We start from the raw sequence: 12,480 nt of genomic DNA on the forward strand, positions 1-12,480 counted from the left end.
TCTCGGTTATCTGCACGACCGCTGATCGTGCAGTGTGTATCGGTCAGCGTTATTGCGCTCCGAACGATACGGAGGCGCGTGCGCGATAGGTCCAGAGGCCGAAACTGCCTCCGATGCCGCTACGCTCACCGCCGATCGCAACCTGTGCTCCGTTGTTGAACTTTGCAGCTAACCCGCCGATTGCGCGGGCCGACCAGCCATCGAACACATTGATGACAGGAATTGCGGGGACAGCCGCAACCAGTGTCACATTGTCCGAATTGAAATAGTAATCGCTGTAGACCCCTACATAAGGGACCAGCGTGGCTGTCGATATCCAGGCCACGGGATAGGACAGCTTCACGCCTCCACTGGCGCGGCCGACTGCGAAGTTGCGATCACTCAGCAGGATACCAAGCGTATCTCTGTAGGCATTCTCGTGCTCCCACAACGCATAGATCCGCGCGGAGGGCTCGATCTGCAGGCCCCAACTTTGGTAAGTGCCAGTTAGTCCACTGGAGAGCAGCCAACGTTGTCCGCCAAATTGACCGGAGGCAGTGCCCGCGCTGCCGTCATAGCCGATGCCGGAATAGGCGAACGCTGCATCGAAGCGAATGTTCGGCGCAAGCATCCATCCCAGGTACGAACCAACCGTCCAACCATCGCCTTTCAACCGTCCCTGCAGCGCGTCGGATCGATAATCGAAGGTCTCGTAGCCGCCGAGCACGCCGATCAGGAAATTCGGCGTCAGCTTGCGGGTAACCCCTGCCAGCAGGTTGACTTGATCGCCTGAGAGCAACGAGGCACCGGTCACCACGCCCAATCCACCGGTCCCCCAGCGATCCAGGTGGGCGCCACGGACTTCGGCCCAGCCATACCAATCCCGCTGTTCGACCCGACGCGGTGGTGCCTTGGCATAACCGCCGGCATAGGCCAGCGCGCCGAAGGCATCGTTCACGCGATCCCGTTGTTCCGGTGCAAAGCTGCGCGCCGTTCCGAACGAGCCGCCGGCGCTGCTGAATGGATCCGCGGCATGCGCGATGGTATCCGGCTTTCCGTCCGGGTCAGCCGCGAAATTGAAGCGAACGCCTCCGCCACTGACAGTGGCGGGCGGACCGCCGCCGCCAAAGCCCTCTGATATGGCGCTGTCGACCGCGCCCGATATCGCCGAACCGGAATTCTGCGCGACAACCTTGGTGGCCATCGCTTGCAGCGCCTGTAACTTGGCGCTGTCAGCCGTGCCGCCGACCGCCTGAGTCAAAGCCGCCGACGTACTCGCGGTAAAGCTTCCTGCACCAGCGTAGGCGGCGGTGATGCTGTGGTTTCCCTGCGTAAGGTTTGCGGTCGTGAAAGTTGCGACGCCTCCTGCGAGTGCGCCGTTACCGATCACGGCGCCGCCGTCGAGAAAGTTCACCGTTCCCGTCGGTGTGCCGCCGGTACCACTGACGGTAGCGGTGAAGGTGACGGATTGGCCGACGGCGGATGGATTGAGCGATGACGTCACCGTCGTCGTTGTTGCAGCCGCTACGGCCTGGCAGACGACGGCAATGGTTATGCTGGCGGCGGCGGTCTCGCCGACCCCCGATTGTGCGAATACTTCGGTGCCGTTCGCGGTCAGGCTCAGCGTCGTTCCATTGGCAATCGAATTGCCGTTCACTGCCGCGGCGCCCAGCCTCAGGACCAGCGAATTTGGCGTATTGAGAGAAGCAGCATTGCCCGGATTAGTAACGGTCAATGTCAACTTTTCGCCGGCTGAAAAAGCAGCATTGACGGGTGGACTATTGACGGTGCCGCCCACCGTTTTCGTAAAATTGAGCGTGCCACCGTTTACGGCATCACATCCAGCTGAAGCGAACGCGGCTGCCGGCGCCAAAAGGCTCGCGCATAACCCGAGCGTCAGCGCCCAAGCGGCATTCGAACTCCCAAGCCGCCGCTTGGAGCGGCGTGCATTCCCCATTCCCAGCACGTCAGCCCCCAAACCCATCGTAGGAAATTGCTTAATTATGAGTCGATGGTATCGGAGTCGGAACTCCGATTAATGCGGCCAGGGCGGGTTTTGACAATCGCTTCAGGCATGTTGCGCTTCGGCAACAAATATCGAGCGCGCTTTGAGAAGCCGCTTCCTGAACGCCTCGTTCGGATGGTGTTCGGCCTGTGACGGCCTGCACTTATCCGGCGTTGGCCTTAAGCCCAGCGGCCTCGATGCCCGCGACGGCGCAGACTTCATCATTGTCCGAGGTGTCGCCGCTGACACCGACAGCGCCGAGCAAAACGCCGCCGTCCTGGATCAGCACCCCGCCGGGCACCGGAACAAGGCGGCCTTGCGCCATCGTGTTTATCGCGCTGACGAAATAGGCCTGCTCCTGCGCCCGCTGGAACAGCGCGCGTGAGCCCATGCCCAGCGCCAGCGCGCCATAGGCCTTGCCGTGTGCGATTTCGGCCCGCATCAGGCTGGTGCCGTCCTGCGCCGCGGTGACTTTGACGCAGCCGCGTGCATCGAGAATGGTGATGACCAGCGGCTTCAGTTTTTTCTCGACGCCCTTGGCAAGCGCGGCATCTAGAATTTTACGGGCGACGTCGAGCGTGAGTTCAGCCATGGATCGGTTCCTTTGCATGTGAGGAGAGAGGTGAATTGGACTTTGCGCGGTCGAGGCTCATCGCCAGAACGCGTGCGACGTGAAGGGCGGATCGCCCGCTGCCATCCTTGATCTGATGCCGGCACGAGGTGCCATCGGCAACGATCAGTGTGGCTTGGTCGGCGCCGCGGACGGCCGGCAGCAGTGAGAGTTCGGCCATTTGCATCGAAGCCTCATAGGTGTCGGCACCATAGCCGAAGGCGCCGGCCATGCCGCAGCAACTGGACTCGATGATCTCGACGTTCAGGTCGGGCACGAGGCGAAGCGCTTTTTCGACCGGCTTGAACGCACCAAATGATTTCTGATGGCAGTGGCCGTGAACCAGCGCCTTGGCAGGCATCGAACCAAGCGGCAGCCGCAGACGGCCGGCCTCCGCCTCGCGAACCAGGAATTCCTCGAACAGCAGCGCATGCATGCCAATGCTCTTGGCGTCGTTATCGGAGCGCAAGGAAAGCAGCTCATCGCGCAGCGTCAGAAGACAACTCGGCTCCAGTCCGACGATTGGAACGCCGCGCGCGGCGAACGGCGCATAGGTTGCCACCAGCCGGTCCAATTCGGCTCGCGCTTGATCAACCAGACCAGCAGAGAGGAACGTACGCCCGCAGCACAGCGGCCGCGCGTGGTCTGCCGGTTTTGGAATGTGGACGCGGTATCCGCCTTCGACCAGCACGCGCAGCGCGGCATCGAGATTTTCCCGCTCATAGGCACGGTTGAACGTATCGGCGAACAGCACGACTTCGCGGCCACTCTCCGGCCCGAAGGCCTCGGCATCGGTTCGGAACACATCGCGGCGGAATGCGGGCAGGGCGCGTTGCGCACTGATGCCGGCGAGTTTTTTTAACAGCTTGCGCAACGACGGGTTGCCGTTGCGCCAGTTGGCGAGTGGGGCGAGGCGGGCCGCGAGGCCGGCATAGCGGGGCAGATACCCCACCAGCCGGTCGCGCAGCGAAAGCCCATGCGTTGCTGCCCGTGCCGCCAGCACCTCGATCTTCATCTTGGCCATGTCCACGCCGGTCGGGCATTCGTGACGGCAAGCCTTGCAGGAGACGCAGAGTTTCAGCGTGTCCATCATCTCGTCGGAAGCCAGCGCGTTAGGCCCGAGCTGACCGGAGATCGCCAGCCGCAGCGTATTGGCGCGGCCGCGCGTGACGTCCTTCTCGTTGCGGGTCGCACGGTAGGACGGACACATCACGCCGCCTTCGAGCTTCCGGCAGGCGCCGTTGTTGTTGCACATTTCGACGGCACCCTGGAAGCCGCCGCCGGCACCGGGATAGGCCGACCAATCGAGCGCTGTTTTCAGCTCGCCGATGCGGTAATCGGGCGGATAGCGAAACAGCGAACGGTCGTCCATTTTGGGCGGATCGACGATCTTGCCGGGATTGAGGACATTGTCCGGGTCGAAGCGATGCTTGACCTCCCTGAAATCGGCAGCGATGCGCGAACCGAACATCGCTTCATGGAATTCGGAGCGGACCAGGCCGTCACCGTGCTCGCCGGAGTGCGAGCCCTTGTATTCGCGCACCATCTCGAAGGTCTCTTCGGCGATGGCGCGCATCGCCTTGACATCCTTCTCCAGCTTCAGATTGAGCACGGGACGCACATGAAGGCAGCCTTCGGAGGCGTGCGCATACATGGTGCCGCGGGTGCCGTGCTTTTCAAAAATGCCGTTGAGGCGTTCGGTATAGTCGGCAAGATGCGGCAGCGGCACCGCGCAGTCCTCGACAAAGGAGACCGGCTTGCCCTCCTGCTTCATCGACATCATGACGTTGAGGCCCGCGGCGCGGAAGTCGGCGATGCCGGTCTGCAGCGCGGGTTCTGTGATTTCAACCACGCCGCCCCATTTGCGCTGCGGCTTGTCCCAACCGAAGCCGAGATCGGCCATCAGCTCGCCGAGCTGCTTCAGGCGGCGCTGGTTTTCAGCCTGATCTTCCTCGGCGAATTCCACGATCAGCACCGCATCGGGGTTGCCGCGCACGGCGGTACTGATGATTGGCTGGAACATCGCGATCTCGCGGCCCAGCGCGATCATGGTGCGATCGACCAGTTCGACTGCAATCGGGCGGAGTTTTACCAGATGCTGGGCCGCGTCCATCGCCTCATAGAAGTTGCCGAAATGACAGACGCCCAGCACCTTGTTGCGGATGATCGGCCATAGCTTGAGCTCGACCTGCGTGGTGAAGGCCAGCGTGCCTTCGGAGCCGACCAGCAGGTGCGCCATGTTGTTCGCCGCGTTGCGCGGTACCAGCGCATCGAGATTGTAGCCGCCGACGCGGCGCTGCACTTGCGGAAATCTTTCGGCGATCTCGGCTGCCTCGCGCTTGCCGAGATCGAGCATGTCGCGAAACAGCGCGAGCCCGCTATCTGGTGAATTCACGCGCGCGAGATCGCGCGGCACCTCGCCAAAATGCAGCAGCGTGCCGTCGGCCAGGGCCGCATCCATCGACAGCGTATTGTCGCGCATGGTGCCGTAGCGGAGCGAGCGTCCGCCGCAGGAATTATTGCCGGCCATGCCGCCGATGGTGGCGCGCGACGCCGTCGAGACGTCGACCGGAAACCACAGTCCGTGCTTCTTGAGTTGGCGGTTGAGGTCGTCGAGCACGATGCCGGGTTCGACAACGCAGGTGCGATTTTCGACATCGAGCGAGAGGACGCGGTTCAGATGTTTGGAAAAATCGACGACGATCCCCTCATTGACGGTCTGGCCGCATTGCGAGGTGCCGCCGCCGCGCGGGGTGACGATTCGGCCAGCGTCCCCTGCGATGGCCAGCGTCCGCAACGCCTCGTCCATGGTCCGGGGGACCACGACGCCAAGGGGCATCATCTGGTAGAACGAGGCGTCAGTCGCGTAGCGGCCACGGTTGAATTCGTCGAAGAAGACGTCACCGGTAATCTCGCGAGCAAGACGCACGGCGAGGGCGCTGTTTTCGGCCGAGTTTTGTGACTTTTCGGCCCCTGTTGCCGCCATTGCCTTGGTCTCGTGAGTGCTCCTCAGTGTCTTGCCTGCCGGGGTCCGGCTTGGCAAGGCAAAGCCCTGCTTCTTCTGCATTGACGGGCCCCGCCGGGCGGGGGACAAGCTCGCCGAATAGTGATATTCGAGCGGCTCGTGAAGCCAAGACTTGTGAAGCCAAAGACAAGACCGGGAAGGACGCCCCATGACTGTGCACTCTGGACGGCATTTTCTGCAGATTCCGGGACCGACCAACGTGCCGGACCGGGTGCTGCGCGCCATGGACATGCCAACCATGGATCATCGGGGTACCGAATTCGCCGAGATCGGCCACGCGGTGCTGGCGGCCATGCAGCGGGTGTTCCGCACCAAGCAGCCGGTGATCATCTACCCGTCGTCGGGCACCGGCGCCTGGGAAGCGGCGATCGTCAACACGCTTCAACCCGGCGACAAGGTCCTGATGGCCGAGACCGGCCAGTTCGCCGTGCTGTGGCGCGGCATCGCCGACAAATTCAAGCTCGATGTTGATTTTCTGCCCGGCGACTGGCGCCACGGCGCTGATCTGGAGCAGATCGAGGCCCGGCTGACGGCCGACCGCCAGCACAAGATCATGGCGGTCATGGTCGTGCACAACGAGACCTCGACGGCCTGCGTCACCTATCCACTCGAAGTCCGCAAGGTTCTCGACCGCGTCAAGCATCCAGCGCTGCTGATGGTCGACACCATTTCCGGTCTCGGCTCACTGGAATATGAGCACGACGCCTGGGGCATCGACGTGTCGGTCGCGGGGTCACAGAAGGGACTGATGCTGCCGCCGGGTCTCGGCTTCAACGCCATATCGGAAAAGGCGCTCGCGGCCGCAAAGGCCAATCCGGCGATGCGTTCCTATTGGGACTGGCAGGAAGTCATCGCGATCAACAAGGCGGGCACCTGGCCCTATACGCCGGCAACCAATCTGCTGTTCGGGCTTCGCGAAGCGGTCAAGATGCTCGAAGAAGAGGGACTGGAAAACGTCTTCGCGCGCCACAAGCGCCACAGCGCTGCGACGCGTGCGGCCATCAAGGCGTGGGGCCTGGAAACGCAGTGCCAGGAACAGGGCGCACATTCGCCGGCGCTGACTGGCGTGGTGATGCCGGATGGCCATGACGCCGACAATTTCCGCAAAGTGGTGCTGGAAAACTTCGACATGTCGCTCGGCACCGGCCTCAACAAGATCAAGGGCAAGGTGTTCCGGATCGGCCATATCGGCCATTTCAACGATCTGATGCTGATGGGCACGCTGTCGGGCGTCGAAATGGGTCTCGATCTCGCGAAGGTGCCGCATCGAGGCGGGGGAGTGCTGGCGGCGATGGAAGTGCTCAAGGGACGCGATGTGGTTTCCATTCCAAAGGTCGCCGTCGCCTGAACCGGTCCCAACAACGAAAAGAACGGAAAGAACTGCGATGAACGCACCGGTAGCTGCAACTGAAGACCTGCTCTATTCCGTCGAGGACGGTATCGCCCGGCTGACGTTCAACCGGCCGCAGGCGCGCAACGCGCTGACCTTTGCGATGTATGAGCAGATGGCGGCGATCTGCGAGAGCGTCAACCAGGACCGCTCGATCAAGGCGATGATCCTGACCGGCACGGGGGACAAGGCGTTCGCATCGGGTACCGACATTTCGCAGTTCCGTGCCTTCAAGACCGCGGAGGACGCACTCGAATATGAGGAGCGGATCGATCGCGTGCTGGGCACATTGGAGAAGGTCCGGGTGCCGACGATTGCGGCCATTGCTGGTGCCTGCACTGGTGGCGGCGCCGGGATTGCCGCCTGCTGCGATATCCGGATCGGCACCGCAACGACGCGCATCGGCTTTCCCATCGCGCGCACGCTGGGCAACTGCCTGTCGATGTCCAACATCAGCCGGGTTGTTGCGTTGGTCGGGCCGGCGCGGACCAAGGACCTGATTTTTACGGCGCGGCTGATCGAGGCCCCGGAGGCGCTGTCGCTCGGCCTGCTCAACGAGGTGGTGCCTGACGTTCCGACGCTGCAGCGCCGCGCCGATGAAACCGCCAAGCTCGTTGCTGGTCATGCGCCGATCACGATGGAAACCGCCAAGGAAGCGGTGCTTCGTATCCGCCGCACTTTGTCGCGCGAGGAAGGCCGAGATCTGATCCTGCGCGCCTACATGAGCGAGGATTTTCGCGAGGGAATGGATGCCTTCCTCAACAAGCGTACGCCGAACTGGAAGGGCAAATAGGGTTCGGGCCTAGCTTCAATCACGATTGGGTTTCCGTATCGTCGCGAACCTGGTTTGCTCGGCTCATGCGAAAGTCATAGGCAGCGTGGGCCGGTTCGACTTGAACTGGCGTTGTTAAATCCGCACAATGGTACCGTGTGTGTTTGCGTTTCTATAATTAAAACAAAGACATAGGGAAGAAACACGTGGGACAGATTCTGAAAGCCACGGCCGCCTTGGCGGCCATGATCGTCAGCGTACCGGCGTTCGCTGCCTGGGAGCCGACCAAACCGGTTGAAATCGTGGTCGCAGCAGGTGCCGGCGGCGCCTCCGACCAGATGGCTCGGATGATGCAGGCGGCAATCCAGAAGAATAATTTGATGAAGCAGCCGATCGTGGTCTCGCTCAAGGGCGGAGCCTCCGGCGCCGAGGCGTTGATGTATATGAAATCCAGCGACGGCGACCCCAACAAGGTGCTGATCGCCTATTCGCTGATCTACATGCTGCCGTTGTCGGCGAAGATTCCCTTCAATTGGCGCGATCTCACGCCGGTGTCGGTGGTTGCGCTCGATCAGTTCGTGCTGTGGGACAATGCCGCCGGACCGAAAACCGTCAAGGAATTCGTTGCGGCCGCCAAGGCTGCGAGTTCGCCGTTCAAGATGGGCGGCACCGGCTCCAAGCGCGAGGATCACGTGCTCACCGTGTTCATGGAGCAGAGGACAGGCGCGAAGTTCTCCTATCTGCCGTACAAATCCGGCGGCGAAGCCGCGACGCAACTGGTTGGCAACCACACCGAATCTAACGTCAACAATCCGTCCGAAAATCTCGAGGTCTGGCGCGCCGGCCAGGTCCGCGCGCTGTGCGTGTTCGACAAGGAGCGTATCGCCTACAAGACCAAGGTCACCGAGACGCAATCCTGGAACGATATCCCGACCTGCAAGGAAGAAGGGCTCGACGTGCAGTATCTGATGCTGCGCGCGATGTTCCTGCCGGGCAAGGTCACGCCGGACCAACAGGCGTTCTATGTCGATCTGTTCCAGAAGGTGACGCAGACCGCAGAGTACAAGGAATACATGGAAAAGCAGGCGCTGAAGCCGATCTTCCTAACCGGCAAGGACATGGTGAAGTTCCTCGAGGAGGATGACAAGCTCAACACCTCGCTGATGAACGAAGCCGGTTTCGTGGCGAAGTAAGCCCGCCGTAGCGCGTTATTTCCCGGCAGGACCGTATCCAGCGATCCTGCCGAGAACGTTCTTGATCTCTGCTTTCGGCAGCAAGCGCGGCGTGCCGATCTGAAGGCAGCCGTGGTATTGCCGCGCCAGCGCTTCGACCTCCACCGCAAGCCACATTGCCTTCGACAGCGAAGGTCCGACGGCGATCATGCCGTGATGCTCCAGCAGGCAGGCCAGGCGGTCCTCGAGCGCCCGAACGGCGTGTTCCGACAGTTCCTGCGTGCCGAACGTCGCATAGGGCGCGCAGCGGATGGTGTCGCCGCCGGCGACCGCGATCATGTAATGGATCGGCGGGATTTCCAGACCCATGATCGCGAGGATCGTCGAATAGGGTGGATGCGCGTGCACCACCGCGTTGACCTCGGGCCGTGCCTTCAGAATGTCGAGGTGAAACCGCCACTCGCTCGACGGTCGCTGCGCCGCGTCGAACGAACCGTCCAGACCCATGAACACGATCTGCTCCGGCTGCATCGTTTCATAGGGCACGCTGGTCGGCGTGATCAGCAGGCCGGTGTCATGCCGCAGGCTGATATTCCCGGACGTGCCTTGATTAATGCCAAGCGCATTCATGCTGCGGCAGGCGTCGATGATGGACTGGCGCTTTTTCCGCTCGCTGGTGGCCGACATCCACTTTCTCCTGATAGCTGCAGCGTCAAATCACCAGCCCTGCCAGAGGGCCTTTGCAGTAGGCGAACAATGGTTGATTATTGCGTCGCAGTATAGTCGAACATCCAAGTGTGCTGGGAACAAGCCGGAGCGGTCGCTCCGGGAAACATTCTGGGAGCAATCATGACGAATGCCGTGCTTGGCATTATCGGCGGATCCGGCATTTACGATCTGCCGGGGTTGGAAAATGTCCGCGACGAGGCAATCGAAAGCCCCTGGGGCGAGGCTTCTGCGCCCGTCAGGCATGGTGTCATCGCCGGGCTGCCGATCGTATTTCTGCCCCGGCATGGCAAAGGGCACGTTCTGTCGCCTTCGGACATCAACTACCGCGCCAATATCGACGTCCTGAAACGGGCAGGGGTTACCGACCTGATTTCGCTCTCGGCCTGTGGTTCGTTCCGGGAGGATCTGCCACCCGGCACATTCGTGCTCGTCGATCAATTCGTGGACCGCACCCACAAGCGCGAAAGTTCATTCTTCGGCAGAGGCTGCGTTGCCCATGTCTCGATGGCTCATCCGGTGTCACCGCGTCTATTGGTGCATTTGGCGGAGGCCGCCAAGGCCGAGGACGTCGCGGCCGTGCAAGGCGGCACCTATGTCTGTATGGAAGGCCCTCAGTTCTCCAGCCTTGTCGAGAGCCTGACCTACAAGACGCAGGGCTATTCGGTGATCGGGATGACCAACATGCCGGAAGCCAAGCTCGCCCGTGAGGCCGAGATCTGTTACGCCAGCGTGGCGATGGTTACCGATTTCGATTGCTGGCATCCCCAGCACGACGCCGTGACGGTTCAGGACATCATTCGCGTGCTGAACTCGAATGCCGAAAAGGCCAAGGGCCTGGTTGCGCGCCTTGCCAGGGATTTCCCGCGCGAGCACGAACCGTGTCCGATCGGCTCGGATCGGGCCCTTGATACCGCGCTGATCACGGCGCCGGAGGCGCGAGATCCCGCATTGCTCAGCAAGCTCGACGCGGTGGCCGGCAGGGTGTTGCGTTCATGAAGGTCGATGGCAGGCATTTTCGCAGCATCTGGCTCGAGCCCGATGGATGGTCGGTCGGGGCGATCGACCAGCGACGGCTGCCGCATGATTTCGTCATCGCGCGGATGACGAGTGCGGCGGACGCCGGCGAAGCCATCCGTTCCATGCTGGTGCGCGGCGCGCCGCTGATCGGCGCAACCGCCGCTTATGGCATGGCGCTGGCTATGCGCGCCGATGCCTCCGATGCCGCGCTTGACCTTGCCTACAAGATGCTGATTGCGACCCGGCCGACGGCCATCAACCTGAAATGGGCGCTCGATGAAATGCACGGGATGCTGCGGCCCTTGCCGCCGTCAGGACGTGTCGCGGCGGCCTACAAGCGCGCCACTGAAATCGCGGAGGAGGACGTCGCGATCAATCAGGCCATAGGACAGCACGGTTTGGCGCTGATCGAAGCGATTGCCGCGACCAAGCCGGGAGAGACGGTCAACATCCTGACGCACTGCAACGCTGGATGGCTGGCGACGGTCGATTTCGGTACCGCGACGGCTCCGATCTACCTCGCGCATGATCGTGGCCTGAAGCTCCATGTTTGGGTCGACGAAACCCGGCCCCGCAATCAAGGCGCCTCCCTCACGGCGTGGGAACTTGGCCACCATGGTGTCCCGCATACGGTGATCGCCGACAACACCGGTGGCCACCTGATGCAGCACCGGATGGTCGATCTGGCCATCGTCGGAACCGACCGGGTGGCTGCCAATGGCGACGTCTGCAACAAGATCGGAACCTACTTGAAGGCGCTCGCCGCGCACGACAACGGCGTGCCGTTCTATGTTGCGCTGCCGTCGCCGACCATCGACTTTAGTATCGACGACGGAATAAAGCAGATTCCGATCGAACAGCGCGCTTCCGATGAAGTCGCGACCATGACCGGCCGCACCACCGATGGGCGTATCGAAACGGTGCGGGTGGTGCCTGCGGGATCGCCGGTCGCCAATTATGCGTTCGATGTCACGCCGGCGCGGCTGGTAACCGGATTGATCACCGAGCGTGGTGTGCTGAGGCCTGAACGTGCTGCACTTGCGAGCACGTTTCCCGATCGGGTCCGGTAGCGTTTTCGCGCGAAGCATGCCCTCGGACTTGATCCGAGGGTGGAAGCCGGTTCGCGTTGAGAACACGCGTCAAACCAAAGCATTCGCTGAAGTTACATTGACGCGGCCAACACCAGCACTGTATCCCGTATGCCACGTCAGTCAGCCGGGATAGATCTCATCCAATGTCCAATACCGACATCGAAATCGTCGTCGACGATCCAACCGCGCCTGAGGTCAATTCACCTGTCGTGACGAGCGTCCGCATCGTCGACGTCGTGGTGTCATTGCTCCTTCTGGCGCTCGCGCTGACGCTCGGATGGGACAATTGGCGCACCGGCGCCGCCTGGGACTCCACCGGCCCGCAGGCCGGTTATTTTCCGTTCTATCTGTCGGTCATCCTCGGTGGTGCCAGCCTCTATGGTCTCGTCACCGCTTTCCTGTCGCGCAAGGAAGCCGCCGAGACTTTCGTCACGCAGGCCCAGCTTCGCCGCGTCATGGCCGTGTTCGTGCCGACGCTGCTGTTCTGTCTGGCCATGCAATTTCTCGGACTCTATGTCGCGAGCTTCCTCCTGGTTTCGACCTTCATGCGCGTGGTCGGCAAGATCGCGTTGTGGAAGTCGCTGCTGACGGCCTTTGTGTTCACCGCTGTGATGTTCGTGACTTTCGACATCGCGTTTGACGTCATCATGCCGAAGGGCCCGCTCGAAGCGGCCCTCGGCCGTTAGTAGA

The 12,480-nt window shown here is 62.0% G+C and carries 10 protein-coding genes; 6 read left to right on the forward strand and 4 right to left on the reverse strand.

Annotated features, from left to right (window positions below):
• Positions 1–49: 49 nt before the first annotated feature.
• The 3 genes from JQ611_RS17765 to JQ611_RS17775 all read right to left on the reverse strand — a co-directional run bounded on the left by JQ611_RS17765 (position 50) and on the right by JQ611_RS17775 (position 5,580).
• Positions 50–1,714 carry an Ig-like domain repeat protein gene (locus JQ611_RS17765; RefSeq protein ID WP_212390938.1) on the reverse strand — a complete coding sequence of 555 codons (1,665 nt, stop codon included), beginning with the start codon at positions 1,712–1,714 and terminating at the stop codon, positions 50–52.
• Positions 1,715–2,147: 433 nt separating this feature from the next.
• Entirely contained in the window at positions 2,148–2,576 is a 429-nt protein-coding gene (locus JQ611_RS17770; RefSeq protein WP_212263955.1) for a heme-binding protein, read from the reverse strand.
• Positions 2,569–5,580 carry an FAD-binding and (Fe-S)-binding domain-containing protein gene (locus JQ611_RS17775; RefSeq protein ID WP_212466170.1) on the reverse strand — a complete coding sequence of 1,004 codons (3,012 nt, stop codon included), beginning with the start codon at positions 5,578–5,580 and terminating at the stop codon, positions 2,569–2,571. The genes JQ611_RS17770 and JQ611_RS17775 overlap by 8 nt, the downstream gene beginning before the upstream one ends.
• 187 nt (positions 5,581–5,767) lie before the next feature.
• Between JQ611_RS17775 and JQ611_RS17780 the strand changes: the two genes are divergently transcribed.
• The 3 genes from JQ611_RS17780 (at position 5,768) to JQ611_RS17790 (ending at position 8,974) form a co-directional block, all read left to right on the forward strand.
• Positions 5,768–6,967 carry an alanine--glyoxylate aminotransferase family protein gene (locus tag JQ611_RS17780; protein ID WP_212466131.1) on the forward strand — a complete coding sequence of 400 codons (1,200 nt, stop codon included), beginning with the start codon at positions 5,768–5,770 and terminating at the stop codon, positions 6,965–6,967.
• Positions 6,968–7,004: 37 nt separating this feature from the next.
• Positions 7,005–7,802, forward strand: coding sequence for an enoyl-CoA hydratase/isomerase family protein (locus tag JQ611_RS17785; protein ID WP_212263957.1), 798 nt, complete (start codon positions 7,005–7,007; stop codon positions 7,800–7,802).
• A 224-nt stretch (positions 7,803–8,026) separates the two neighbouring features.
• Positions 8,027–8,974 carry a tripartite tricarboxylate transporter substrate binding protein gene (locus JQ611_RS17790; RefSeq protein ID WP_212264009.1) on the forward strand — a complete coding sequence of 316 codons (948 nt, stop codon included), beginning with the start codon at positions 8,027–8,029 and terminating at the stop codon, positions 8,972–8,974.
• A 15-nt stretch (positions 8,975–8,989) separates the two neighbouring features.
• Here the strand turns inward: JQ611_RS17790 and JQ611_RS17795 are convergent, their stop codons facing one another.
• Positions 8,990–9,640 (reverse strand): class II aldolase/adducin family protein, encoded by a 651-nt coding sequence (locus tag JQ611_RS17795; RefSeq protein WP_212263958.1) that lies wholly within the window; start codon positions 9,638–9,640, stop codon positions 8,990–8,992.
• Positions 9,641–9,802: 162 nt separating this feature from the next.
• Here JQ611_RS17795 and JQ611_RS17800 point away from each other — a divergent pair, with 162 nt between their 5' ends.
• The 3 genes from JQ611_RS17800 (at position 9,803) to JQ611_RS17810 (ending at position 12,476) form a co-directional block, all read left to right on the forward strand.
• The gene (locus JQ611_RS17800) at positions 9,803–10,678 is read left to right on the forward strand and encodes an S-methyl-5'-thioadenosine phosphorylase (RefSeq protein ID WP_212466132.1); all 876 of its coding nucleotides are present in this window, start codon (positions 9,803–9,805) and stop codon (positions 10,676–10,678) included.
• Entirely contained in the window at positions 10,675–11,769 is a 1,095-nt protein-coding gene (gene mtnA, locus JQ611_RS17805) for an S-methyl-5-thioribose-1-phosphate isomerase (protein ID WP_212390934.1), read from the forward strand. The genes JQ611_RS17800 and mtnA overlap by 4 nt, the downstream gene beginning before the upstream one ends.
• A 164-nt stretch (positions 11,770–11,933) precedes the next feature.
• Complete coding sequence (locus JQ611_RS17810) at positions 11,934–12,476, forward strand: tripartite tricarboxylate transporter TctB family protein (protein ID WP_212263961.1); 543 nt, start codon at positions 11,934–11,936, stop codon at positions 12,474–12,476.
• Positions 12,477–12,480 lie beyond the last annotated feature (4 nt).

The organism is Bradyrhizobium sp. AUGA SZCCT0182 (assembly GCF_018130185.1).
In the GTDB taxonomy this organism is placed as follows: domain Bacteria; phylum Pseudomonadota; class Alphaproteobacteria; order Rhizobiales; family Xanthobacteraceae; genus Bradyrhizobium.